This is a genomic window from Ignavibacteriales bacterium (assembly GCA_015709675.1).
Taxonomy (GTDB): domain Bacteria; phylum Bacteroidota; class Ignavibacteria; order Ignavibacteriales; family Ignavibacteriaceae; genus H2-BAC3.
Map to the genome: position 1 here is coordinate 1,914,966 of CP054182.1, position 26,613 is coordinate 1,941,578.

16 protein-coding genes are annotated in these 26,613 nt (G+C 45.2%); 11 read left to right on the plus strand and 5 right to left on the minus strand.

What is annotated here, in order from left to right:
* Window positions 1–9 precede the first annotated feature (9 nt).
* Window positions 10–2,214 carry a cytochrome b/b6 domain-containing protein gene (locus tag HRU80_07130; GenBank protein ID QOJ28661.1) on the minus strand — a complete coding sequence of 735 codons (2,205 nt, stop codon included), beginning with the start codon at window positions 2,212–2,214 and terminating at the stop codon, window positions 10–12.
* 471 nt (window positions 2,215–2,685) lie between these two features.
* On the opposite strand from HRU80_07130, the gene HRU80_07135 reads away from it, so the two are divergent.
* From HRU80_07135 to HRU80_07155, 5 genes are read left to right on the plus strand one after another with little or no spacing between them, the layout of a single operon-like run.
* Window positions 2,686–3,612, plus strand: a complete 927-nt coding sequence (locus tag HRU80_07135; GenBank protein ID QOJ28662.1) for a hypothetical protein — start codon at window positions 2,686–2,688, stop codon at window positions 3,610–3,612.
* A gap of 28 nt (window positions 3,613–3,640) precedes the next feature.
* Complete coding sequence (locus tag HRU80_07140; GenBank protein ID QOJ28663.1) at window positions 3,641–5,524, plus strand: MFS transporter; 1,884 nt, start codon at window positions 3,641–3,643, stop codon at window positions 5,522–5,524.
* A 23-nt stretch (window positions 5,525–5,547) separates the two neighbouring features.
* Window positions 5,548–8,418 (plus strand): serine hydrolase, encoded by a 2,871-nt coding sequence (locus HRU80_07145; protein QOJ28664.1) that lies wholly within the window; start codon window positions 5,548–5,550, stop codon window positions 8,416–8,418.
* A 1-nt stretch (window position 8,419) separates the two neighbouring features.
* Window positions 8,420–10,027 (plus strand): hypothetical protein, encoded by a 1,608-nt coding sequence (locus tag HRU80_07150; protein QOJ28665.1) that lies wholly within the window; start codon window positions 8,420–8,422, stop codon window positions 10,025–10,027.
* A gap of 4 nt (window positions 10,028–10,031) precedes the next feature.
* Window positions 10,032–13,373, plus strand: a complete 3,342-nt coding sequence (locus HRU80_07155; protein ID QOJ28666.1) for a response regulator — start codon at window positions 10,032–10,034, stop codon at window positions 13,371–13,373.
* Window positions 13,374–13,385: 12 nt separating this feature from the next.
* Here the strand turns inward: HRU80_07155 and HRU80_07160 are convergent, their stop codons facing one another.
* Genes HRU80_07160 through HRU80_07175 form a run of 4 tightly spaced genes read right to left on the minus strand, consistent with a single transcriptional unit; the run spans window position 13,386 to window position 16,816 of the window.
* Entirely contained in the window at window positions 13,386–14,105 is a 720-nt protein-coding gene (locus HRU80_07160) for a hypothetical protein (protein ID QOJ28667.1), read from the minus strand.
* A complete protein-coding gene (locus HRU80_07165) occupies window positions 14,105–14,941 on the minus strand; it encodes an ABC transporter permease subunit (protein QOJ28668.1) in 837 nt (278 codons plus the stop codon). The genes HRU80_07160 and HRU80_07165 overlap by 1 nt, the downstream gene beginning before the upstream one ends.
* Window positions 14,938–15,861: an ABC transporter ATP-binding protein gene (locus HRU80_07170; GenBank protein ID QOJ28669.1), complete on the minus strand. Its 924-nt coding sequence runs from the start codon at window positions 15,859–15,861 to the stop codon at window positions 14,938–14,940. Before HRU80_07170 ends, HRU80_07165 begins: the two co-directional genes overlap by 4 nt.
* 58 nt (window positions 15,862–15,919) lie before the next feature.
* Window positions 15,920–16,816, minus strand: a complete 897-nt coding sequence (locus HRU80_07175; protein QOJ28670.1) for a DUF1207 domain-containing protein — start codon at window positions 16,814–16,816, stop codon at window positions 15,920–15,922.
* Window positions 16,817–16,889: 73 nt separating this feature from the next.
* On the opposite strand from HRU80_07175, the gene metG reads away from it, so the two are divergent.
* The 6 genes from metG to HRU80_07205 all read left to right on the plus strand — a co-directional run bounded on the left by metG (window position 16,890) and on the right by HRU80_07205 (window position 26,419).
* The gene (metG, locus tag HRU80_07180; GenBank protein ID QOJ28671.1) at window positions 16,890–18,932 is read left to right on the plus strand and encodes a methionine--tRNA ligase; all 2,043 of its coding nucleotides are present in this window, start codon (window positions 16,890–16,892) and stop codon (window positions 18,930–18,932) included.
* An 11-nt stretch (window positions 18,933–18,943) separates the two neighbouring features.
* Window positions 18,944–20,965: a S8 family serine peptidase gene (locus HRU80_07185; protein QOJ28672.1), complete on the plus strand. Its 2,022-nt coding sequence runs from the start codon at window positions 18,944–18,946 to the stop codon at window positions 20,963–20,965.
* A 395-nt stretch (window positions 20,966–21,360) separates the two neighbouring features.
* Window positions 21,361–23,346 (plus strand): peptidylprolyl isomerase, encoded by a 1,986-nt coding sequence (locus HRU80_07190; protein ID QOJ28673.1) that lies wholly within the window; start codon window positions 21,361–21,363, stop codon window positions 23,344–23,346.
* Complete coding sequence (locus HRU80_07195; protein QOJ28674.1) at window positions 23,315–24,139, plus strand: hypothetical protein; 825 nt, start codon at window positions 23,315–23,317, stop codon at window positions 24,137–24,139. Before HRU80_07190 ends, HRU80_07195 begins: the two co-directional genes overlap by 32 nt.
* A 7-nt stretch (window positions 24,140–24,146) precedes the next feature.
* Window positions 24,147–25,418: a peptidylprolyl isomerase gene (locus HRU80_07200; protein QOJ28675.1), complete on the plus strand. Its 1,272-nt coding sequence runs from the start codon at window positions 24,147–24,149 to the stop codon at window positions 25,416–25,418.
* Window positions 25,418–26,419, plus strand: coding sequence for a MoxR family ATPase (locus HRU80_07205; protein QOJ28676.1), 1,002 nt, complete (start codon window positions 25,418–25,420; stop codon window positions 26,417–26,419). The genes HRU80_07200 and HRU80_07205 overlap by 1 nt, the downstream gene beginning before the upstream one ends.
* The last annotated feature ends 194 nt before the right edge of the window (window positions 26,420–26,613 follow it).

A 26,613-nucleotide genomic window follows, 5' to 3' on the forward strand; every position in this document is an offset into this window, starting at 1 on the left:
CGATACTCCTTACTGTTTGTTTTCTTCGTTGTTTTCTTCCGGGTCAATGATATCATCTTCGCCGAATTCTTTTTCTTTAAGTTTATCCTTAATTCTCTGCAGTTCAAGCGGATGCTCTTCAGCCATCTCTTCTTCGGTGATGGTACCCTTCCACCATGCAAGACTCATCGGATACACATCAGGATTGAACATCACAAAGTAGAAATGCCATACCACAATTGCCAGGAACGCAAGCCAGGCCTCATAATAGTGTATGGTGCGTGCGATATCCCATCCGAGTTTGGTAAAGAGATTCATAAAGGTATTGTCGAACCACATAATTACACCGGTAACCGTCATGACGATGGTACCCCAGATCAGTGCCCAGTATTCAGCTTTTTCAACATAGCTGAACCGGTCAAGAAGCGGTTTATCCTTCTGCAGGCCCAGGTTATACTTAAAGACGCCGATAGCATCTTTTGCATCCTGAAGACGGGGGAGAAGATCGCGGATAAGCTGCTTGCCCCGGGGCACAAACAGGATGTAATATATATGGTAGAGTGAGACCAGAGTCATCACCACTGCTGCAATACGGTGAATCAGACTGCGCAGTTCAAATGCGTTTTCACTGATATTCCGGATGGAAACAACCCACCAAGCATTCGGGAAGCGGAGCATAAATCCTGTGATAACCAGCAGAATGAAGCTCACGGCAAGCGTTATATGCTGTATCCGTTCATTCTTTGACATTCTGAGATACAGTGCGTGGCTGTGCTTTTCATGAGGAATAAGCCCGCGCTGCTTCATCTTTTTAATCTTGGACTTCTTAATAAAGTCAATAATATTATGGAAGAACATGCCGCCAATGGTGCCGACGATCATCAGGATATATCCGAACGCGATGTAATAGAGAATCGGTTCTTCTTCCTTTTCCAGAGTAACGTGAATTTTTCCAACGGTGAAATTCTCGTTAGCGCCCGGATGGCATGATCCGCAGGTGGCAACCAGATTCGATTTGTGAATTGTTGAAGTCGGGTCGGATGATGATTTAATATTGTGCACGCCATGGCATGATGCGCAGTTGGCAACAGATGCCGAACCGCCTTCAAGAGCCAGTCCGTGATATGTATCCTGAAAGGTTGCAAACCGGTTGGCTGATATGCCATATTTATCAGAAAGCTTAACCGAGTTATGGCATGGAGCGCAAACCTGGGCAGAAACATTCTGAAACGCAACCGGCGCCTTGGGGTCTTTGGTATCTAATATATTATGTTCGCCGTGACAATCGGTGCAGACTGGTGCATCCACATTTCCCTTTGCAACTGCAAGACCGTGAGAACTTTCATTAAACTCTTTAAGAATATCTTCATGACATTTTCCGCAGGTTTCCGGAATGTTTTTCTTTGCAACCGGAGAAGTTGGGTCTGTACCCTTGTTAATATCATGCGCGCCATGGCAGTCCACGCATCCTGCTGCCTTGGCATTCCCTTTCATGAGGGCTTTTCCGTGAACACTGTTATCATATGCTTTAATGAATGCCTGGCTGGTGCTGAACTGGCTTCTTACCTCAGGGGCATCAAGGTGACAGCTCAGGCAGAGTTTTTCTTCAGCGCGTTTTGTGGCAAGAGTATCACCGTTCATTGAGCTCAGGGTAATCGGAGTTGCATGGCAGGACTGGCAGTCGTTAAATGCTTTCACACCTTTTTCAATGGAGCGGTAATGGGCTGAGTGTTTGAATTCTGCATCCTGCTCAGCATGGCATTTTACGCAGCTCAGATCGCCTGAAGCACCTGCCTTTTTAACTCTCTGCACTTCATGAGTACCGTGGCATCCTTTACAGTCGTATGCTTTTCCGGTGCCTTTGCCTCCGGATTTAACCATAAAGGGGTGGAACAGGTGCTTTACGGGAGCATTTTTATGGCAGGAGATGCAGTTAACCGGCTGGATGTTTTCTTTATGCGGAACTTCGTCCGGGTCAAAACCGGTATGGCAGGCCACGCATTCCAGTTTGCCGTGCACTGATGAGTTAATTTTTTTCTCATCGGCAAAAAGGGAAATTTCCTTTCCTTTTTTCTCCATGGTCATGGTGTCGTCAGAGTGGCAGGTCAGGCAGTCTTCTTTAGTCTGGGCTAAGGATTGGACGGACATCAGACTAAACAAAACAGCAATAAAGAGGCTAATCCGGCAGAAGTTCAAATATGAAGTTCCAGAGTATTTTTTTGAGTTCAAGGTCATTGTATTACCAAAATCGGGAATATTTTTCTATAAATGATGAATCTTTGAACAATTTCCGCTCTAACTGTTGAAAAAACGAGCAAAATTGCAATCCTTAAACGATCATCAGGAATTTTACCAATACTTCACAAAAGTAGTGCCAAACTTTAATCCGGAGCTTTTTACGCTATTTTAAAGGAGAAACGGCGGATTATTAGGGATATTTCGTATTTTTAAGGAATTATAAAATCCCTTTGTTCAGCAAAAATTTGCATTGATGGAATAATGAAGATGAATTCTGATTGGAACCCGGGTAAGGGCGATTACAAGAGAAGCACAGGAAATACCAACACCTCTATAGCAGAGAGGGAGAAGGCAGCCCTGAGAAAAAAGACCGTACTCTTTTTTGTGCTTTTCTTCATTTTTTTGGGAGCAACATTGCTGGGTAATTATTTATTCTGCAACACACATAAAATTATTCAATAATACTCTATGAATTATATCATCGGGATAGACGGCGGGGGCACAAAAACCCATTGTGTTCTTGCCGCAAGAGATAAATCACCCGTTTTTGAATGTTACGGGGGACCGGCTAACTTCCTTATGCTCGGAACGGAAACAGTCTCTGCAACCCTGCTTGAGCTTGTGCAGCAGTGCCTTGATGCTCAGAAAATCGGGTTTCATCAGATTGATGCCGTGCTGCTTGGAGCAACCGGCGCGGGGAGAAGATCAGATGCTGAAACACTTGAACGGGATTTTCTCTCATTCATTCAGCAGAAGAATATCCGGATACGAAACTTTTCCGTTGAAAGCGATGCGCGCATTGCCCTTGAGGGAGCATTTTCCGGGCGTGAGGGTTGTATCCTTATAGCAGGTACCGGCTCAATCCTCTTCGGAAAGGACAACAAAGACCGTATATACAGAGTCGGCGGTTTCGGAAGATTTATCGGCGATGAAGGCAGCGGATATATGCTTGGTAAACGGGGGCTGATGGCCGCGGCTAAAAACTTTGACGGCAGAGGGCCTGATACGCTGCTGCTGAATCTTCTTTCACAGGAATTCAAAATATCCTCCCCGGAGGACCTGATTACAAGGATATACCGCGAGAACTTTGACATCGCTTCGTTTGCTCCGCTGGTGATTAAAGCCGCGGAACAGGGGGATCATCAGGCGCTGAAGATTGTTGAAGAAGAGATTGATGAACTTATCCTGCATATTAAAGCTATAAGAAAAAAGATTATTGTCGCTACTTTGCATGTTTCTTTCATCGGGGGACTTATAGCAAATGATACGTTTTACTCCCGTACCTTCAGGGAGAAAATTACCAAGACCATGGCTGATGTGAGAGTGATTGATGCTGAGAACAGCCCTGCTTATGGCGCAGTATTAATGGCTGCAAAAAAACTTTCAGGCAATTAACCATCATAAAATTGTAAAAGAAAACTCTATGGCTTCTGAAAAGGCAACAAAACGTAATCCCTGGGCTTGGGTACCCTCTCTCTACTTCGCTGAAGGAATTCCCTATATCGTGGTTATGACTCTTTCGGTAATTATGTATAAGCGGCTCGGTGTCTCCAACACTGAGATTGCCTTATATACAAGCTGGCTGTATCTGCCCTGGGTGATTAAACCGCTGTGGAGTCCTCTGGTTGATCTTACACGTACCAAACGTTTCTGGACTGTTATCATGCAGCTGTTTATCGGAGCAGGTCTTGCGGGCATTGCGCTTACCATTCCGGCTGATGATTATATACGCTACACCATGGCATTCTTCTGGCTGCTTGCGTTCAGTTCCGCCACGCATGATATTGCCGCGGACGGATTTTATATGATTGCTCTTCCTGAACATGAACAGGCGCTATATGTGGGCATCAGAAGCACTTTTTACCGTGTTGCAAGCATTACGGGCCAGGGACTGCTGGTTATTCTTGCCGGTACTCTTGAAAGTTCAACCGGGCTTCCTCCGGCTGAGTTCTCATTTAGGGCCGTTAAAGGGGATCAGGCAAATGTCCGCTTCCTGGATGATTCCGTGCAGTTCAGAAGTGTTGCTGCCGGTGATCTGCAGATTCTTGTCTCTGATGCAAAAACTTCTATATCTCTGGTTCAGACCCCAAAAGAAACAACAGACAGCCTCATCGGTGCGGTTAAGGAATATAATCTTTCCAACGGTTTTTATGGCACACAGGCCGTACCCGCGCCTGCTGCTGCTGCTGAAGAAGAGGAAGGCTGGTATCAGACGTATATCAGCAAACCGTACAGTGAGTATATCGTCACTCCGCTTGAGGATTTCCTCCGCACCAATTTTGGTGATGAAGCTAAACAGACTGCGCGTGTGCTGAAAGCCGGCAACGTGGGAATTGTATATATCCGGCTGAGTGAAGCCCCCGGTCGTGAGACGGTGGTCAATATCTCAAAAAGCGGCGGAGATAATAACTTCACGATGCTTGAAGGGGCGCGCATTGTATTCACCGACAGCAACTGGAATATTCCTGCCGCTGTCGCAGTACAGACCGATCCGAAGCTCAATTTTGAATCAGCGGCAACATTTCAGGCAGTATCAGGCAATATTCCTCTGGCCTGGAGCATTACTTTTTATATCATTGCCGGACTGTTCCTCCTCTTTTTTATCTGGCATAAATTTATTCTTCCTTATCCGGTGACCGATAAAGCAGCGGTGAGCGGCGGGAATATTTTCAAAGAGTTTTTCAGAACGTTTGCTCTCTTCTTTAAGAAGGAAAAGATTGGACTGATACTTGGCTTCCTCCTCTTATTCCGTTTTGCTGAAGCCCAGCTTGTTAAACTTGCTTCTCCTTTTCTGCTGGACACAAAGGAAGTCGGCGGGCTTGGCCTGACCACTGCTGAAGTGGGATTTGTTTATGGTACTGTGGGTATTCTTTTTCTGACTCTCGGCGGAATTCTTGGCGGTATCGCGGCTTCCAAAAAAGGACTGAAATACTGGCTGATGATTATGGTCGTTTCGATTAATGTACCGGACCTTCTATATGTATATATGGCTTATGCACAGCCGGAAAATTTTCTGATAATTAATATCTGTGTGGCCATTGAGCAGTTTGGCTATGGTTTCGGCTTTACCGCGTATATGCTCTTCCTGATATATGTAAGTGAGGGAGAACATAAAACGGCACATTATGCCATCGGCACAGGGTTTATGGCTCTGGGCATGATGATTCCCGGTATGTTCAGCGGATGGCTTCAGGAACTTATCGGCTATCAGAATTTCTTTGTGTGGGTGATGATTGCAACCATTCCAGGCTTCATTATTGCAAAATATCTTCCTGTTAGTCCGACATTTGGCATGAAGAAAGAGTAGCACCCGGTCCGATGAAACGCATAATGTTATTTTTATTTCTGGCGGTAATTGTCTCATTTCTTCTGACTGCTTCGGTTTCGTATAACCGGCATGATCCAAAGGGAGATGCAGCGTTTATACGCGACACTACGTTTATAAATCCGGGGAATTATCTCTTTTCACAGCCGGCAAGCAAGTGGGTAAATGAAACACTTGCTTCAATGACTCTGGAAGAGAAAGCCGGACAACTGGTCTTCCCCAACGCAAACGGATTGGATGCTTCCGACACATCAGCGTCATATATACGCCTGAAACGTCTGGTTGAGGAGTATAAAGTAGGCGGTTTTGTTTTTTTCAGAAGTAAACTTCCGGAAAAAACCCTGCTGGTAAATAAACTTCAGAGACTTTCCAAACTCCCGCTTCTGATGGCTGCTGATTTCGAACACGGAGTGGGAATGAGGATAGCCGAAGGCACGGACTTTCCCAGTCTGATGGCGCTTGGTGCCGCTGATGACAGCCTGCTTGCCTATGAGATGGGTGCCATTATCGGCAGGGAGTCAAGACGGATAGGCATCCATCAGAATTATGCTCCCGTTGTTGATGTTAATAATAATCCTGATAATCCTATTATAAACACCCGTTCACCCGGAGAAGACCCTGTGATGGTCTCCCGGATTGCCGCTGCTCTGATGAAGGGGATGCAGGATGCAAAGCTGGTTGCCACTATTAAACATTTCCCCGGTCATGGAAACACTTCGCAGGATTCACATAACGAAACCGCGATTATTTCCTCCTCCAAGTCGGAATTTAATTCTACTGAACTGTATCCTTTTCGCCGGCTGATTGATGACGGAGCGCTTTCCGTAATGGTTGGGCATATACGGATTCCTGAAGTTTATGCATCTGGTCTTCCTGCAACGCTCTCGCCTGAAATCACCACTGACCTTCTGAAGAAAGATTTGCATTTTAAGGGGCTCGTGGTAACAGATGCAATGAATATGCATGCCATCAGCAAGGTTTACCCTGATAGTCTCTCCTCACTTATGGCTATAAACGCAGGGAATGATTTAATTCTTTTTCCTGCTAATCCTGAATCAGTAATTACTGCAATTGCTAATAGTGTGCGGGCAGGACTTATCTCCGAGGAGCGCATTGATGCCTCGGTAAGAAAACTGCTCACCATAAAAGAATGGGCAGGGCTTTCTGAGAACCGGCTCATTGATGATGAGGATATCCTTCATTCGGTTAAAAGCGGTTACGCTGAGAAAATTGCATTTCAGATAGCAAAAAAATCCATTACGCTTGCAAGAGACAAAAAGAATAACATCCCTCTTAAAACAGCCAAAAAGAAGGAATATATTCATCTGATCGTTACCGAAAATCCTGGTGATAACGGTGCATATTTTGACAGTCTTCTTGTCTCAGCATATCCCGGTACGGAGACGGTCAGACTTAACAAACGTACAACAAACCGCGAACTGAAAAAAATGATCGCGGAGCTGAAGAAGCATAAAACGATAATCATTTCCGTTTATAACAGTATTTCATCTTTCAAGGGTACACGGTCATTTGATCCCCGCATTGAAAAGATGTCGCGGAAGATTAATGCTCTTAATAAAAATAAGATACTTCTGTCGCATGCTGATCCGTATATCACGGATCTTTTCCCTTCAGCCGGCACGTATATGCTCAACTATGGAAGTTCCGCTGTATCGGAATTAGCCCTCTTCAAAGCGCTGGCCGGAGAAAATCAGATAACCGGAAAACTTCCGGTTACTATCCCTTCTGCAAAACTCAGAAAAGGGGACGGGCTAACCAGGAAATCCGTTCGCATTGAATATATCGCTTCCGAAGATACGATGTTTAACGGAGCAGACAGGCTCATTCAGCAGGGAATACAGGATTCCGTTGCTCCCGGTATGACCGCCCTGGTGATTAAAGACGGAGATATCGTCTATAAAAGAACCGCCGGCACATTCACGTATGATCCTTCCTCAACGCCGGTTACTGACAGCAGTATCTATGATCTGGCCTCTGTTTCAAAGGTCATCGGTACAACCACGGCAGTCATGATTTGTGTTGACAGAAAACTTTTTTCCCTTGATGACAAGGTGGTTAAATATCTTCCGCAGTTCGGAGCAAAAGGGAAAAAGAATATCACTATCCGTAATCTCCTGGTACATAACAGCGGACTTCCGGCGTTTAAAAAATATTATCAACTCGTGAAGAACGGCAATGAACTGCTCAAGGATATTTATAATTCTGAGCTGATATATAAGACCGGCGAAAAAATGGTCTATTCCGATCTTGGTATGATCACCATGCAGAAGATCATTGAAAAGGTCACCGGAAAGCGGCTCGATAAATTTCTTCATGCAGAAGTTTTCAGCAAACTGGGGATGAAGAGCACCATGTATGCACCCCCGGCTTCACTGAAACACCGGATGGTTCCCACAGAACTTGATAATTACTGGCGGAACCGGCTGCTCATTGGGGAGGTTCATGATGAAGCGGCGTCCATGCTTGGCGGAATTGCAGGTCATGCCGGTCTTTTTTCAACTGCTGGTGATCTCGCGGTTTTTCTGCAGATGCTACAGCAGGGAGGAGAGTATGACGGCAGAAGATATATCAAAAATGAAACCGTTGCCCTCTTTATTAAAAGGCAGTCAGATCAGAGTACGCGGGCCCTGGGATGGGATACACCGGATGAAAAGTACCCCTCTGCAGGTAAGTTCTTTTCAAAATCCTCCTACGGACATACCGGATATACTGGTACATCTGTCTGGACCGACCCGGAAAAGAATGTTATTGTAATACTGCTAACCAACCGTGTGCACCCTACAAGGGTAAATTCAAAACTGATGCGCTTCCGGCCTGAGTTTCATGATGAAATCATGAGGGCACTGGGGTACTGACATGGTATCATATAAAAAGATTTTTCCCCTGAAGGCCGGGCAGAGAACGGCTGTTGAAAGTCTGATGGCAAAAATGACTCTGCACCAGAAGATTGGTCAGATGATCTGTCCTGGTTCAGTCGGAGTTTTTCAGTCTTCTGAAAGTGCCGCATACAGAAAAATCACTTATCTGATAAAGAACTTGGGTATCGGGGGTATTGTGCTCTTCAGGGGTGATATATATGCCTATTACGAACTGATAGAAGAGCTGCAAAGCATAAGCAGGATTCCCATTCTTTTTTCCGCGGATTTTGAACGGGGGCTGGCCATGCGGATTACCAATACCCTTTCATTCCCCCTGAATATGGCAATTGCTAAAACCGGTGATCCCTCACTTGCAGAGCGTATGGGCAAAGCTATTGCTCAGGAGTGCAGGGTGCTTGGCATATCAATGAATTTTGCTCCGGTTGTGGATCTTGCGGGAGAAAAAAAGAATCCGGTTATTAATACACGGGCTTACGGCCCGGACAAGGAAATTGTAGCTGCGTTTGCCGAAGCATTTATCAAAGGAGCTTCTTCGGAGCATATTCTCAACTCGGCAAAACACTTTCCCGGGCACGGATATACCACCATGGACAGCCACCGCGAACTTCCGCTGATTAACCGGACAAAAAAGAAACTGCTCTCGGATGATATATATCCTTTTCAGAGATGCATTAATGCCGGCGTGCAGAGTATTATGATGGGGCATCTTGAAGTTCCTGCTTTTGAATCACGTGAAGGATTGCCGGCTACCTTGTCCCGCTCCATCGTAACAGGACTGCTCAGAGATCAGCTTGGTTTTGACGGGCTGATTGTTTCTGACGCGATGAACATGAACGGTGTAACCAATTATTTTTCTGCCCGTGAGGCAGCAGTACTGGCCGTTAAAGCCGGCAACGATATGATTCTTCTGCCTCCGGATGAAGAAATTGCTTTTGATGCAGTTTTGCAGGCAGTTACCGATAAGGTTATTCCCTCAGAACAGATTGACCGGAGTGTAAGCAGAATACTCTATGCAAAAATGTGGTCCGGTTTATTCAGCCGGCAGAAAAGCTCCATTCATCAGGTAAAAAAGATTGTTTCTTCCGGAAAATCAGCCCGGCTTGCAAGAGAGATTGCCGATAAGTCTGTAACGCTCTCAAAAGGAGCGATGAAATATCTCCCCGCTAAGCGGAAAAGGCCTCTCTTCTGCATTACCGTGTCAGACAAGAGCCCTTCAGAGACGGAAATGTTTTTTTCCTCCACGCTAAAAAAAATTATGCCGGGCACGGAGAACATTTTTATCACACCGTTTGTGAATGAAGAGATGCTGACAAGAATTGCAGGATCACTTTCGCCTGATATACAGCCCGTGCTGCCGGTTTTTTACCGGGCAAGATCGTATCAGGGAAGGCTGGAACTGCCTCCCCACCTGCTCCGTTTCTTCGGGCTTGTTGAACAGCGCTTTCCGGACTGCATATATATCTTTTTCGGGAACCCTTTCCTGAGCGAACAGCTCGGCAGGGGAAAAAATACCATCCTTGCTTATGGCGATGTGCAAATCTCACAGACTGCCGTTATAGCCAGACTAACCGGAGTTGCTCTCTGAAATCATGAAAACCACTGGAAGTGAATCTGATCATTTGAAAAAATATACTGCAGTTAGCGGTAACCGGGGGCTGATTCTGATCGTTTCACTCGTCCTTATTTTTATTATCGTAAATGTCGTTATTGTATTTGATGCTAATCAGGATTTTTACGATTTCAGGGAAAACTCAGCAATTGTTAAAGTGGTACGCGATCTTGATTCTTCAATAAATTTTAATCATCGAGAAGTTTATACACGGCACGATTCGCTTACCCTTGCCGAGCAGGGGGAGCACTTCCTTGCACTTGCAAAGCAGTATGAATATGCAGCTGACCTGATCAGCAACATGAATGCCTATGAAAGATTTGGCTTTGATACGGGCCGTATTACCCCTGATATTGATTCAATGAAACGGTATGCGCTGGCACTGTCTGATTTCTCATCATCAGAAAATGCACAGTCGTTATTATATTACCTGCGGTATTTTGATCACAGGATTCTTGACGCCTTTCACGATTTAGACCGGACCATACGGAGCACACAGCGGGAAAAAGCTGCCAGGCTGAATTATTACTATTTGCAGCTGCTGGCAGTTTCATCCTCGGCATGTCTGCTTGCGGTGATTCTGATATTCTTATATACCCGCGTGCGCCGGAATCTGGCAGAACGCCTACGTATGCAGGAAGAGCTGAATGCTGAAAAGAATAAGTACCGCAATCTTGCCGAGAGCATGGATGATGCTGTGCTTATTACCGACAAAGAGGGAATTGTTGTATTTGCAAACAGTGCCGTAGAGAAGGTGACAGGATATACGCCGGCTGAACTGACGGGAAGAGTCTCCTATAAAACCCTGACTGACTCAGTAACCTGGTCATCATCTGAATCCCGGCTGAACGACAGACTTGCAGGGCGGAGTGAAGAGTTTTTCAGCAGGATTATCCGAAAAGACGGAACTCCTCTCCGCGTTTATATTAAAGGCTCTCCTTTCAGAGATCATAACGGAGTGGTAATCGGTTCAATAGGCGTCATATCCGATCTGAGTGATCAGCTCCGAATGGAACGCGAGGCAACCATACACAGGGAAAACCTTATCGGAGTTATTGAAAACAGCACAGATTTTATCTGGGCGTTTGATCAGGAGCTCAGACTTACCGTCTATAATTCCGCGTTTAAGAGGGAATTTAAAAATCTGTTTCATGCCGAGACAGAGACCGGCATGCAGATTCTTGATTATGTCGGTGAGGTGCAAAAGCGGGCCTGGCAGAGGATCTGCAGAAAGGCACTTAAAGGAGAGAGAGTGCGGTTTGATCAGAAGTATGAAATAGACGGCGAACAAAGAGTTTATTCCGTTGCGCTTAATCCTCTTAAGGATCAGGAGGGGATGATTTCAGGAATAGCATGTTTTATGAGTGATATTACCTCACGCGTAAAAAATGAAGAGGAACTCCGTGCTGCAATGATTACCGCTGAGGAGGCAACCCGGTTAAAAACCGAGTTCCTTGCCAATATGAGCCATGAAATAAGAACCCCTCTTAACGGAATTCTGGGAATGGCAAATTTGCTGATTGATACCGAGCTTAATGAATATCAGCGTCTGTATGCCAATTCCATAAAGGAGTCAGGGAGCTCTCTGCTGGGTATTCTTAATGATATCCTTGATATATCGAAAGTTGAAGCGGGCAAAATTGAAATCTTTACAGAAGAGTTTGACCTGCCTAATCTGGTGGAAGCGCTGGCGGAGATTTATTCAGTTCAGGCAGAAAGCAAGAACATCTCATTTTATATAGAATCCTCTCTTTCCGTCCCTCAGAGAATCCGCTGTGACCGGCTCCGGCTGAACCAGATTCTTTCCAATATCCTTAACAACGCGTTTAAGTTTACCGAAACAGGATATGTTAATCTAGCCGTGAGAGCAGAAATCACGGATGAACTTTCCGGAATCATGCATTTTACCGTTGAAGATACGGGACCGGGTATGAATGATGATACTCTCGCTTCAATATTCACTGAGTATGCACAGGCAAATGCTGCCGTGGTCCGTAAGTTCGGAGGTACGGGACTTGGACTAAGTATATCAAAGAAACTTGCTGAATTAATGGGGGGAACGATTACAGTTGTCTCAGAACCGGGCAGGGGAAGCAGTTTCATGATTTCACTGCCGTTTACGCTCAGCCAGAAATATATACCGCCTTCACTTCCGCAGCAGAACGGGCGGGTGCTGGTGGTTACCAATGAGAATAAAGGCGGAGATATTATCGCAGGTCTTCTTTCTGCCATCGGATATACACCCGTCGTGGTTTTTAATGCCGCCAACGCCTTAGTGAGGTTAACGCGGGCTGCACAGGATGGTTCTGATTTTGAATTTATTCTCTGTAACTATACGCTGCCGGGTTATGATGGATTCTCTCTTCTAAAGCAGATTAAAGAAAATTACCCCAGGCATCCGGCTCTCTTTATCCTCATCGGCAGAAAAAAATTAGCGCCGCTGAAATCAAAAATAACCGCCGCAGGGATTATGCCCCTTGCCAAACCCTTCTGTATGCGTTCTCTTATGCAGATGCTTGAGGTACTTCATCCTGCCGAAAGGAAACAGCAGGTCAGAACAGTAGCGGAGAATATACGCCGGCTGAAGATCCTTATTGCTGATGATAACCGGATTAACAGAACTGTGCTTACAGGATTCCTGCAAAAACTCGGCCACGATGTAACCGAAACTTCGGACGGGCAGGAGGCTCTTTCAGCATATATGAGCGATACTTTTGATATGATTATGCTTGACTGCCAGATGCCGGTTCTGGACGGCTATCAGGTCAGCAGAAGAATAAGGGAGTCAGAGGGTGAGAGCGGAAAACGGATTCCGGTTATTGGTGTTACCGCAAACAGCGGGCATGATGAAAAAGAACGGTGTCTTGCTGCCGGAATGGATGACTTTTTAGTAAAACCCTTTGAAATTTCCGACCTGCGGAGAACTGTTGAACTGAATACCGTTCAAAGCCAGGTTGAGGAATACAGTGACAGCGGCTTCGAAATTAATAATCCACAGATTACTTCTCTCAGAGAGTCTCTTGATAATGAAACGGTTGATGAACTCCTGGAACTTTTCCTGAATGATTTCCAGAACTACCTCGGTTCACTTTCGGTACGGATAGAAGCAGGAAACTTTAACGGACTTTCAGCCGAATCCCACACCATTAAATCCGGCTGCGCAAACATCGGCGCTGAAAAGCTGCGGAAACTGGTTGATAAACTTGAGCAGGAAAGTGATAAATCATCAAGATCCGAGATCCGCGCGCTGTTTAACAAACTTGCTGATGAATATATCTACGTCAAGCAGAAGATTAAGAATTATATAACCCTTAACGGGTGAGAGATAAGCAGTTTATTTCTGCTTTTTTTCTTCTTCCTTAAATACTGAATCACTCAGATCGCTGTTAACCTTATAATCTTTATAGGTCACTTTTACACTTCCTTTGGTCAGTTTGTTCTTCTTATCTTTTTTCTTCTCCCCGTCTTTCGGAGCATCACCGGTAAATCCGCGCGGAATGTTCAGACTTGATACGTCAAAATTAAACTCCATGGAAGAGGGAAGAGGAAATTTCTTAAGAAATGCTTCATCATAGGTGAACCTGATCGCAAATGTTCCGGAATTCTTGGTCGTTGATTCAATCTTTCTGATGATTGACTGCTCGGTATCAACCCATACCGTGGAGAGAATCACGTTTGAAGAATCTCCAAGGGGAATAACCTTCAGCCGGGCAAGTTTAATGCCGTCAACAGTTTCTTCCTTTTCATATATGGATGTGTAATTATCCTTCAGAAGGGATGCCGGGGATATGTTAAACCCTTCTCTCGGGAGGAGGGCAAAGCCGTCTGACTTAATCTTCATCTTGTTAGGCTGTTTGAAATAAAGTTTTCCGGTCACTTTAGGGGTTTTAAGAAACTCAATATCAATATCAACCGTAATGTCAGCGGAATAATCCTTGACAGTGTTATATCGGTCCTTTACTTTTTCCAGAATCTTTTGTGCATCCTGTGATTGAAGCGGGAGAATTGAAAAGAGTAAAACAAAAAGTAACAGGGTTGTTTTAAAAGTACGCATCAGCTTTGTATATCCTTCTTTTTGAAGATATAAAGGGTGATAAGGAAAAATGCGGCAATATGCCCGAGCATTACTGAAATTGCTGTGCCAAGTTCCGAATAGTCAACCGGCTCGGTGAAGAATATCCGCCATTTGTGCAGATATGCCGTAAACAGATAAGGCCGGATGAAAGCAAAGAACTCAAGATTAATGCTCTGTAAAATGAGAAACACAATAATGATCGCAAGTGTAGCTACAATCGGCCCGATTGCATTCTCAACCAGCGAAGAGAACATGAAGCCGAGTGCGGTCACCACACTCATACTCAGGGCGGCATAACCATAGGCAAGCATAAAGCGCCAGACAATATCATCCTTTGCAAAAATGGTTATGGTTTCACTTATCACAATCAGTTCTCCCGTTCCGAAGATAATGATGCTCAGGCCGAGACTTATAAGCGCAAGCCACAAGAGAATGATATTTGTGTAAATGATTCCTGCCAGAAATTTAGATACAATTACTTTAGTACGTGAGACAGGTCTTGTGAGCAGCATTCTGTAAGTACCTGCTGTGGCCTCACCCGCGAGCAAATCACCGGCAACCAGAGTAATAAGAAACGGAATCTGTAACAGGAGTGCATTCAGGACAAGATTTCCGATGAGATATCCGTTAAGGAAATTCCCCACGAACACGAAATTCTGCTGAAGGTTCTGTGTCAGGAAATCCAGATACTGCTGCCCGCGAAGCATCAGATCTATCTGAATAACAGGCACCAGCACACCTATGGCAATGAACCCTATATATGAGCGCCACTTGCTGAAAATTTTAAATAGTTCGATACGGAGCAGTGTCATCATTTTGCTGATACCTCCGTAAGTTTTAAGAAATACTCCTCAAGGGATTTCCTCGGACTGATTTCAGAAACCGCCAGACCGTTTTCAATAAATGCTTTGTTAATCGGGGCTATATCCTCCTTGCTGCTTCTGAGCAGGATTTTATCGATTGTTATCGAATCAATCGGTACTGAGGGAAACTTATCCCGTAAAATATTTTCTGCTTTCACTACATCATCCACTTCAAAAACAACATTAAGATGAGTGGCGTCAAGAAGATCCTGAACCGCTCCTTCAATCACGGTAGTCCCTTTATTCAGGATAACCATACGGTTGGCAACTAATTCCACTTCATAAAGAATATGCGATGAAAGGAAAATGGTTTTCTTTTTATCACGGCTGAGGTGGATGATTAAATCACGGATTTCTTTCATCCCCTGAGGGTCAAGCCCTGTAGTGGGTTCATCAAGGATAATCAGGTCAGGATCATGCAGGAGTGCCTGAGCGATGCCGAGCCTCTGCTTCATTCCGTGTGAATAGGTTTTTACTTTGCTTTTGTATCTTTTTTCCAGCCCGACCAGTTCCAGGATTTCCATGATTCTCTTTTTAGATGTATCACAGCCGGATATACTGCCGAGTATTTCAAGGTTACGGTAAGCTGAGAGATAGCCGTAAAAATCCGGCTTCTCAACAATGGCTCCGATTCTTCTGAGAATCTCGTTCCGGTGTGTTTCGAGCGGAAGACCAAACAGCTTTATTGTTCCGCGGGTTGGTCTGATGAGGGAAAGAAGCATCCGGATTGTTGTGCTTTTACCGGCTCCGTTAGGGCCGAGGAATCCGAATACATCCCCCTTATATACATTTAAGGTGAGGTTATTCACCGCGGTCAGCTCTTTAAATTCTTTGCTGAGCCCGCTTACTTCAATTATTTTTTCGTTATCCAAGTTCTGATTTTGCCTTTACTGCTTATCTAAACCTTCCGGATAACTGATTAGTTCAGTTTTATCCGGGGAAATCTACCGTGAATCCAATGCCTAACCGGCTGACCCGCTGAGCATAATATTCACTAAAAACATCGTTTCCGGTAAAATAGGAGAGGTAAAAGAGGACTCCTTTTTCGCTCCATCTGCCAAACTTAACCCCCGCCTGCGCCTGGGTTGAAAGAGTGTATTTTGGCAATCCGGTAATATTGGTATTCAAAATCAGAAAAAAATTAACCGGCTGGTTCATGAATGTGCCAAACAGTTCCGGATGATGATATTCGGCTCCTGCGATAAATGAAGCTCTTTTCAGTTCATCAGGTCTCCTGAGCACAGAATAGCTTCCGCCGCCGTAATAGCGCACCTGAGCCGGGGAATAATCTATAACAGGGGCATAAATAACTTCTGCAAAATCGCGGGTGTAGGGAATCGGGAGCCGGTTTTCCTTCCACCAGAGCGTGCTCATATCAAAAGCGCCATCCACAAGGTGCGCGCTGTTATGAATGTACCGGAAGCGCCAGTAGTCGGTGTTTTTGCCGCGAGGTATCCGGTAAGTCACATTTCCTCCGAAAAAGCCGTCAATTGCATCAATCTGAAGCCTGTATCCCTTATAGCTGGTTGAGTAGGCATAAGCCATGAATTCCGCCCCGGCTGAAATAAAGCCCTCTCCTCCAAAAGGCTTGTGATAACCCAGAATGTCAATCGAGTTTCCCATATCCACTTTGAGATTAGAGGTGGCAAAGTAATAAAGCACCCCCATCTTTGCTTCCTGAGCGTTTCCTCTGAGCGGAAGAAAATTCAGTCCTTCGGGGAGCAGCACCCAGCCTTTTTCAGGAGTCTGGGCCTCTGTCCGGAAGAATGAGAGAGCCAGGAGTAATAGTAGTACACTTTTTAACGGAACCGGGGGGAGTAATGTCATATAGCGGCGGAAAATCCTGTCCTGATTTCTGGTTATATTTAAAATTTGGAATTCGAAAATTACGGAATTACGCTTGAACGGTGAAAAAATACTGGTAACTGCCGCTCTTCCTTATGCCAACGGAAAAATACACCTTGGGCATCTGGGGGGGGCATACCTTCCTGCTGATATATTTGTACGCTACAAACGCCTTACAGGGGCAGATGTCCTTTTTATCTGCGGCTCTGATGAACATGGCGTGCCCATCACTATTACAGCCGATAAAGAAGGCGTTAAGCCGAAAGTTATTATTGACCGTTTTCATTACGCCAACAAAGAAGCATTTGAAAAATTCGGGATGGATTTTGATATCTACTCCCGCACCAGCATCGAAAAACATCATCAGGTCGCAAAAGAGTTTTTTCTGGAGTATCATAAAAACGGACTTCTGAGTGAACGCAAAACCCAGCAGTTCTATGATGAAAAAGCCGGGATGTTCCTTCCTGACCGCTATGTTGAAGGAGTCTGCCCCAACTGCGGCTACGAAAGTGCCAGAAGCGATGAATGTGAAAATTGCGGCGCTTTGTATGACCCCAATACTCTGATTAATCCTGTTTCAAAGATAACCGGTGAACGTCCGGTGCTGAAGGAAACATCTCACTGGTATTTCCCTCTGGAAAAGTTTCAGGAGCGGCTGGAGTCATATATAAAAGAATCAGACGAAAAATACGGCTGGAAAGAAAATGTTCTCCAATATTGCCGGGGATGGCTCAAAGGCGGACTGAGGGAAAGAGCATATACACGCGATCTGGACTGGGGTGTGGCAGTTCCCCTTGAAAACTCCCAGGGCAAAGTGCTTTACGTTTGGTTTGAAGCCGTGCTGGGTTATATCTCTGCCACCATGCAGCTATCAGAAGACCGAGGCACTCCTGATCTCTGGAAAGAATACTGGCAGAATCCGGACACCAAATACACTGCCTTTATAGGAAAGGATAATGTAGTCTTTCACACCATCATCTTCCCCGCGATGCTGATGGCATGGAATGATGTCCACTCGGATAAATATATACTGCCGGCGAACGTTCCAGCGAACGAGTTCTTGAATTACGAATCAAAAAAGTTTTCAAAGAGCCGCGGATGGGGAGTTGAACTTGAAGAATTCCTCGCTGATTTCAGCGCCGACTCACTTCGCTATGCGCTTGCCCTTTCGCTGCCTGAAGCACGTGATACTGATTTCCTCTGGAAGGATTTCCAGGCACGGCATAATAACGAACTTTCTGATATACTCGGGAATCTGGTTAACAGAACCCTCACCTTCATTCATAAAAACTTTGAAGGTAAACTTCCCGCGCCGGGTGAACTGAATGATCGTGACAGGGAAATCCTTGCCGTTGCCGCCGGTTACCCTCAGAAGATTTCTGACCTTATAGAGCGTTACCGGCTAAAAGATGCAGCGCTTGAGATGATGAATCTGGCCCGGATTACGAATAAATATTTCAATGATTCGGAACCCTGGAAAACGGTAAAGTCTGATAGAACCGCCTGCGGTACAACGCTCTTTGTCAGTTCAAAACTTATTCTCACCATAGCCGAGATTTTCAGTCCTGTTATACCGGAAATTGCCAAACGGATTTTTGAATTCTATAGCGCAAAACCGGTCGTCTGGTCTGCCTGCGGAGATTTCCCCCTTGAGCCAGGTCTTGAACTGAAAACCCCGGAAATTTTATTTAAGAAGATTGAGGACTCCCAGTTGGATAAATATCTCAGCCAGCTAACTCCAAAAGATGAAACACCGGCACTGCCGGAAGATCCTGAAATCACCATTGATGATTTCAGCAAGGTTAAACTGAGAACCGCAAAAGTGCTTGAGGCGGAAAATGTGCCCAAGAGTGAAAAACTTCTTAAACTGCAGGTAGAGGTGGGGGGAGTTAAACGACAGATTGTTTCCGGGATTGCAAAATATTACAAACCGGAAGAACTCATTGGTAAAAGCGTGGTGATTGTTGCTAATCTGAAGCCGGCCAAACTGATGGGACTTGAATCACGGGGGATGATTCTTGCTGTTGAAAATGAGGAGGGAAAACTCGATGTTGTGGAGACAGCTAAAAATATTAAATCAGGTACCATCGTAAAATAAAGGATCCGGAAATGAAGAACAGATTTTGGATTGTTCTTTCAGTCATACTGCTCACCTCTGCACTTGCCGCGCAGCAGGGAAGCGAAAAACTAACCCCCGGCATGAAAGCCCGTATTGCTGATAACAGCCCCGGCACAAGCCATCTTGTCTGGATTTATTTTACTGATAAAGGAGATATATCCGTCTTTAAGCAGGGGGACTATACTCCTGTTTCCCCGAAATCTCTTGAACGGAGAAAAAAAGTAACCGCGCCAGGCACGCTTCCTTATGATGAAAGCGATCTGCCGGTGAATTCACTCTATATAAGCCGTCTTGAGCAGAGCGGAATTCAGATTAAGCATATCAGCCGCTGGTTTAACGCGGTATCCGCTTATGCCACTGCCGCTCAGCTTCAGTATATACAATCGCTTCCGTTTGTGAAACTTGCGGATCCTGTAGCTCTTCTGAAAAAACCAGCACGCATCCAGGAAGATGAACCCGTTTCATTATTGAAACAGCCGGATGGAGTGTATGTGTTCAATTACGGCAATTCATTCGCTCAGCTGAACCAGATAAAAGTTCCGGAAGTGCACAACCTCGGCATCACCGGCCAGGGTGTTACCATCGCGGTTATGGATGCCGGTTTTAACCGTCTGTCGCACGAATCATTTAATACGATGAATATCATTGCCAAATGGGACTTCGTAAACAATGACCCCGGCGTCGGGGACTCAACGGATATGGGCTACGGCGGACACGGCACACAGACGCTCTCAACCATCGGCGGATTTAAGGAGGGACAGCTGATCGGTCCGGCATTCTCATCAGCATATATACTGGCGAAAACTGAAAACACCGACTCCGAAACTCCTATAGAGGAAGATAACTGGATAGCCGCTGCCGAATGGGCTGACAGTATCGGTGCGGACGTCTTCTCCACGTCGCTTGGGTATATCGGTTTTGATGCACCTTACCCTTCATACACCTGGCAGAGTATGGACGGCAACACAGCGCGCATTACCATAGGTGCAGATCTTGCAGTTAAAAAAGGAATTGTAGTGCTGAACAGTGCCGGCAATGAAGGATTTCATTCAACACAGAATACACTTGGTGCTCCTTCAGACGGAGACAGTGTTATAGCAGTCGGAGCAGTCGGAAGCACAGGCAACCGCTCCTCTTTCAGCAGTGTTGGCAACACCGTTGACGGACGCACCAAACCGGATATCATGGCCAGAGGAAGTTCGGTAACCGTGGCTTCTACATCTTCAAATACCGGATATACAACTTCAAGCGGCACATCGTTTAGCTGCCCTCTGGCAGCAGGTGTTGCTGCGCTGGTGCTCTCAGCGAACCCTACGCTCACCCCGATGCAGGTACGTGATGCTCTCAGAAATACTGCATCCAACGCTGCTGCGCCTAACCGTGAAATGGGTTGGGGTATAGTGAATGCTCTCTCCGCAATATCCTATTTTGTTACTCCGGTTGAAGGCTGGAGCATGCGAGCTTCATATATATCAGGCCGGCTGAACCTGGAATGGCAGACCACATCAGAAAGTAATAACTATGGTTTTGAACCGGAGTATTCGTTTGACCGTCTGAACTGGCAGTCCGCAGGATTTGTTGAGGGTGCCGGAACGACCATGCAGGCGAGAGTTTATAATTTTTCCATTCTGCTGAACACCACAGCATCAAAAATCTTTGTAAGAATAAAGCAGATTGATCTTGGCGGCTCATTCCGCTATATGAACGAAATAGAGATTGATAATATCCTTCCGGCTGAGTTTGCTCTGCTCCAGAATTATCCGAATCCGTTTAATCCCTCAACCCGGATGAAGGCGGATATTCCAGAGGCGGGAAACCTGAATATTGAGATCTATACCGTGACAGGTGAACGTGCAATGGTTCTCTTTAACGGAGCAGTTGCCCCGGGACAGTTCTCAGCTGACTTTACCCCTGCCGACCTTCCCGCAGGCATCTATCTCGCAAGAGCGGTATTTCAGGGAGTCTCAGGCCAAAAGGTAAGTCAGACAACAAAAATGACGTACTTAAAATAGACAGCTTTCGCTACAAAATTGAGGGAGGAGAATTTTCAAAAATTCTCCTCCCTTTTTTTATTTGTTGCGTCCTGCTGGGTCAAAATCTGAGATCCTGTTCTTAGAAGCCATTTTGTGACGATCCAGGACTTCCCCTGCGATTTTTTCATCATCTGGTGTCAGCCCCGGGGGGAGTAATAATGGATGCCCTTTTAAATCCTCCTCCTGGGGATGAATCCGGATCCAAAATCCTTGTTTTTAAGCCAAAATCGCAGACTTTTACAATATTTTGTCCCCTCAGATTCATAATTCATACTTTATAATTCATAATTCTTTTGCATTGTTTTAATACCCCTTTTTGAGGCATATTTGAGTTTGTACTTTTTTAAGATTCACACATTTTGGAGAACCATACGATGCCCAAGTTAAAAAGATTCATTTTCCTCGTTTTGTCAGGAATCATCCTTTACGGCTGCTCCCCTGAACACTCGAAGATTGTCGTAGCGACATACGGTGATTCTCAGATAACCATGGCTGAATTCGAAAAAGCGTACGCCAAAAATTCCGGCGGTACCGATAAGGCAAAGGATGATTCCCTTGCCGCTTACAAAAACTTCCTCGATCTCTACGTTAACTTCAGCATGAAGCTGAAGGATGCCGGAAGAAGAGGGTATGATGCTGATAAGGAAATGCAGGCCGAACTGCTCGACTATAAAAAGAAAGTCGGCGTTACGTATATTCAGGAGAAGCTCCTGATTGAACCGAAACTGCTCGAGCTCTATAATATGAGAAAAACCGAGTATAAAGTCAGTCACATTATGATCCGTCCTGACAGCACCGGTGATGAAGCAGCCCGCAAAAAAGCTGAAGAAGTGATAGCAAAATACCGCGCAGGTCAGTCCTTTGAGACTCTTGCTGAAGAATATTCTGACGACACATATTCCAAAAAACAGGGAGGAGATATATATTATATCACCGCCGGAACCATCATCCCGGAGTTTGAAGATCCTGTGTATGAAACAAAAGTCGGCGAGATTTATCCCTCAGCAGTGAAAACCAAATATGGTTATCATATAATTAAAGTTACCGAGATTCGTGAGAGAATTCCGCAGGTTAAAGCAAGCCACATTATGGTTGATTTTTTTGATGCTGACGGCAATGCAGATTCAGCTGCAGCAAAAGCCAAAATTGACAGTATCTATCAGCTCGTGTTAAACGGTGCTGATTTTGCTGAACTGGCACGCCAGCACTCTGAAGATCAGGGAACTGCCCGCAACGGCGGTGATCTCGGATTCTTTGAAAGAAGAATGATGGTTAAAGAGTTTGATGAAACTGCTTTTAACCTTCTCCCGGGCCAGGTTTCAAATGTTGTTAAAACCGGTTACGGATACCACATTATTACGGTAACTGAACGCAAACCTTACCCCACATTTGAAGAGGATAAGGAAAATCTGAAACGCATTTACAAGAATACACGCTATGAGCGTGACTACAGCAAACTGATTGCTGACCTGAAAGTGAAATATAACTATACGGTTAATGAAGCGGTAGTCGACGAAGTTGCCAAAAAAGCAGACAGCACCCGCGTTAATGATGAATTCCGCAATGCTGACTGGCCGGAACTGAAAGCCAAGCCGATTCTCAGCTTCGGTACCATTCAGGTTTCTGTAAATGAATTCATGGAAACTCTTATGCCGCTGCCTGAGTTTGCCAACCGCCTGATCAACCGCCTTCTGATAGAAGAAGGGCTCAGAAAATTCAGCGGTGACCGTGTTATTGAAATTGATGCTCTTAATCTTGAGCAGACCAACAGTGATTTTGCCGATCTGATGGCTGACTATAAAAATGGTATATATATCTTTAAACTGCAGGATCAGGAAGTCTGGAGCAAGATCGAACTTGACAGCACCCGCCTTTATGCATTCTGGGAGAAATCACGCGATAAATACCGTTTTGAAAACCGTGTTGAGTTCGCTGAAATCTTTTCAAAGTCTGACTCGGTTATCAGCGTTTATCATCAGATGCTGAAGAACGGCGAGAACTTTGACTCGCTGGCGGCTAAGTTTACCGAACGCCCCGGTTTTAAGGAGAAAGCTGGCAGATTCCAGCTGCTGAACGTGAACTCATCACAGCAGTCAACTGAAGCCTGGAAGCTTTCTAATGAGGGCGAATTCAGTGCACCATTCCAGGTTACTGGCGGCTACTCGATTGTTAAGCTGATCAGAAAAGATCCTGCACGTGAAAAAACCTTTGAAGAAGCCCGTGCCGAAGTAAGCGGCGCTTTCCAGGAAGAAGAAAGCAAGCGTCTTGAGAGAAGTTATATTGAATCTCTTGAAAAAGATTTTAAACCGGTTAAACACTACGAAAAACTTGAATCTGCATTCAAAGGCAGTACTAACTAAGATAGCGGTTGCTTCTCTCCTTCTTTTCTCCCTTACCGGATGCGAAAAGAAAGAAGATGAAACCGGATATATCGCCCGGGTAAATGATTCGCGGCTGACAGAGTCTGAGCTGTCAGCCGTCATTGATACCTCCTCGGCAGGCAGGGCCGGCCGTGATGAATATATACGCTCATGGGTGGATGAGGAACTCCTGTTCCAGAAAGCGGAAAAAGCGGGTATAACAGGCGAGAAGGAATTTTCGCTGAAACTGAACAGGGCAAAGCGTCAGATGGCAGTGGCTATGTATCTGGAGAGTTACTTTGAGGATGCTTACCGGGAACCTTCGGAAGAAGAGCTCACGCTTTTTTACAGTTCGATGAAGGAAGCATTCCGGCTGAATAGCAGTGCCTATCTGTTTAACCGGGCAACCCTCAGTAATGAGGATGGGGCAGTGATGTTCAGGGAACGGCTGTTTAATGATTCCTGGGACCGCGTGGTAAAAACGTTCCCGAAACCTGCGTCAATTCTCTCTTCCCAGGTTGATGTTTTTGAGTATGATTTTGAAACATCGGACTTTCAGACCCAGAAATTTCTGGAAAATTTTTCTCCCGGTGAAATCAGCATGATTTTTTCAGCCCGTCCGGGGGAGTATACCATCCTTCAGCTAAAGGAAAAGTACCGGAGGAACGATGTGCCGCCGCTGAGCGTCATATCATCATTAGTTATAGAAATGTATAAAGATGCACAAAGAAAAATCCTTCTTAAAAAACTGATGGATGAACTTTACGCATCAGGTGATATTGAAATAAAATAAATTATCTATGAAAAAGTTACTGATTCTTCTCTTCCTCTCACTTGCAGCAAGTCTGCCGGCTCAGGATGTTATTGATAAAATTGTCGCTATTGTTGATAATGAAGTTATCCTCAAAAGCGAACTGGATTTCCAGGTTAATATGGTCGCAAATCAGCGCAAACTTGATCCCTCGAATCCAAATCTCCGTACACAGGTCCTGAATGCAATGATTGAGGAAAAGCTGTTGTATGCTCAGGCACTGCTTGATTCCATTGTGGTAAGCGAAGAAGAGGTTCGCCGCCAGATTGATTACCAGATTGAAACCATCATCTCGCAGGTTGGTTCAAAGGAAAAAGTTGAGCAGATGTATGGCATGACCATGGAAAAGATTCGCCGCGAAATCAGAGATAATGTCCGCAAGGAAATTCTGGTTAACCGGATGCAGGAAAAGAAGTTCGGCATGATCGAATCTTCCAGAAGAGAAGTTGAGGAGTTTTTTACAAAGTTCAAAGATAGTCTCGGGGTAATTCCGGAGAAGGTAAAACTCTCTCATATATTCCGCAATCCCCAGACCTCAGCCACTCTTAAACAGAAATACTTTGATCTGGCAAAAGCAATACTTGATTCCATCAAAGCCGGAGCGGATTTCTCCGAAATGGCGAAGAAATATTCTGAAGACCCCGGCAGTGCAGCAGCAGGCGGAGACCTTGGCTACGTAAAGCGCGGTGTGTTCTATCCTGAATTTGAATCAGCAGCTTTTGCACTTGAAGTAAACGAACTTTCTGATATTGTAGAATCACCAGTCGGATATCACATCATACAGCTTATGGACCGCCGCGGTGAATCTATAAGCACGCGCCACATCCTGATTAAGATTAAAGCGGACAGCGAGGCTGATCTTGATGCTATTGATTTTTTAACCTCTGTACGTGACAGTGTTCTCAAGGGACATGGTAAATTTTCCGATTTTGCCCGTAAGTATTCTGATGATCCTGAAACAAAAGATTTCGGCGGTGCATTAGGCACATTCTATATGGAGCAGCTTGATAAAAATCTTCTTGACATAGTAACCAAAACAAAAGAAGGTGACATCAGTTACCCGAAACGTATTAATGTCAGCCAGATTAACTACGGTTACCATATCGTCTGGATTGAGCAGAGGATTCCCCAGCATAAGCCCGATCTTGATATTGACTTCACCGATCTTAAAAAACTTTCTGATGAATATAAAAAGCAGCGTTTGTATGCTGAATTTGTGTCTGAACTGAAATCAAAAATCTTCTGGGAAATTAAAATCTGATGAACAGTAACCGCGGTGAGAGTATGCAGGATGATGTGAAACAGGCAGAGCGGCTTGCTGAGGCAGTCGCGTCCATAAAAAAAGAAATCGGAAAGGTTATCATAGGGCAGGAAGCGGTTATTGACCAGCTTCTTATCTCCATGCTCTGCAAAGGACATTGCCTGCTTGTAGGTGTTCCGGGACTGGCTAAAACTCTTCTCATTAAAACATTCTCGCAGGTCACAGATCTTAAATTCAACCGAATTCAGTTTACGCCTGACCTGATGCCTTCAGATATATGCGGAACGGAAATCATTGAAGAAGACCAGGTAAGCAAAAAAAGAAATTTCAGATTTATACCTGGTCCGCTTTTTGCCAATGTGATTCTCGCGGATGAAATTAACCGTACGCCTCCAAAGACGCAGTCAGCATTGCTTGAAGCAATGCAGGAGCACAGAATAACCGTTGCAGGGAAGACCTATACATTGGATGAGCCATTCTTTGTGCTCGCCACACAGAACCCCATTGAGCAGGAAGGCACCTATCCGCTTCCTGAGGCACAGCTTGACCGTTTTATGTTTAATCTCTGGCTTGATTACCCGGCCTATGAAGAAGAGAAGGAAATCGTACGAAGCACCACAGGCATGAGTGCTTCAGCGCCTTCTGTAGCAGTAAGCGGATCTGAGCTGATCGGATTTCAGGAACTGATAAGAAAAGTCCCCGTCGCTGATTCCGTGATTGATTATGCCGTAACCATGGTTGGCAGAACAAGACCACAGTCGGAGACTGCACCGCAGTATATAAAAGATTACGTCCGCTGGGGAGGCGGGCCAAGGGCTTCGCAGTATCTGATACTGGCAGCCAAGGCAAACGCCATCATCAATGGAAGATATACTCCTTCCGAGGATGATGTACGCTTCGCGATGAAACCCGTTCTGCGCCACAGAATCATCACCAATTTCACCGCCGAAGCAGATGGCGTTAATTCCACGGAAATCATCCAGAGATTAATCAGCGATTAGGAATCAACAGGCCCTCCGCATTCTTCCCTGAGAGCTCCCATGTTCTTACATGAGACGACGCAAATGCAAAACATTACGGCGAATAAAGCATTCAGTCAGCATTTGCATCGTCTCTGACGGTTTTCGAAAATTCATTTATTGATGTGATTGTTTCTGGAAGGATTCTTGAACTGTAGTTTCCCCGGGATATTGTG

What these genes read in the sequence shown, in the direction of transcription:
- HRU80_07130 (QOJ28661.1), bottom strand. Translation starts at nt 2,214, where the DNA reads ATGACCTTGAACTCAAAAAAATACTCTGGAACTTCATATTTGAACTTC.
- HRU80_07135 (QOJ28662.1), top strand. Translation starts at nt 2,686, where the DNA reads ATGAATTATATCATCGGGATAGACGGCGGGGGCACAAAAACCCATTGT.
- HRU80_07140 (QOJ28663.1), top strand. Translation starts at nt 3,641, where the DNA reads ATGGCTTCTGAAAAGGCAACAAAACGTAATCCCTGGGCTTGGGTACCC.
- HRU80_07145 (QOJ28664.1), top strand. Translation starts at nt 5,548, where the DNA reads ATGTTATTTTTATTTCTGGCGGTAATTGTCTCATTTCTTCTGACTGCT.
- HRU80_07150 (QOJ28665.1), top strand. Translation starts at nt 8,420, where the DNA reads ATGGTATCATATAAAAAGATTTTTCCCCTGAAGGCCGGGCAGAGAACG.
- HRU80_07155 (QOJ28666.1), top strand. Translation starts at nt 10,032, where the DNA reads ATGAAAACCACTGGAAGTGAATCTGATCATTTGAAAAAATATACTGCA.
- HRU80_07160 (QOJ28667.1), bottom strand. Translation starts at nt 14,105, where the DNA reads ATGCGTACTTTTAAAACAACCCTGTTACTTTTTGTTTTACTCTTTTCA.
- HRU80_07165 (QOJ28668.1), bottom strand. Translation starts at nt 14,941, where the DNA reads ATGATGACACTGCTCCGTATCGAACTATTTAAAATTTTCAGCAAGTGG.
- HRU80_07175 (QOJ28670.1), bottom strand. Translation starts at nt 16,816, where the DNA reads ATGACATTACTCCCCCCGGTTCCGTTAAAAAGTGTACTACTATTACTC.
- HRU80_07185 (QOJ28672.1), top strand. Translation starts at nt 18,944, where the DNA reads ATGAAGAACAGATTTTGGATTGTTCTTTCAGTCATACTGCTCACCTCT.
- HRU80_07190 (QOJ28673.1), top strand. Translation starts at nt 21,361, where the DNA reads ATGCCCAAGTTAAAAAGATTCATTTTCCTCGTTTTGTCAGGAATCATC.
- HRU80_07200 (QOJ28675.1), top strand. Translation starts at nt 24,147, where the DNA reads ATGAAAAAGTTACTGATTCTTCTCTTCCTCTCACTTGCAGCAAGTCTG.
- HRU80_07205 (QOJ28676.1), top strand. Translation starts at nt 25,418, where the DNA reads ATGAACAGTAACCGCGGTGAGAGTATGCAGGATGATGTGAAACAGGCA.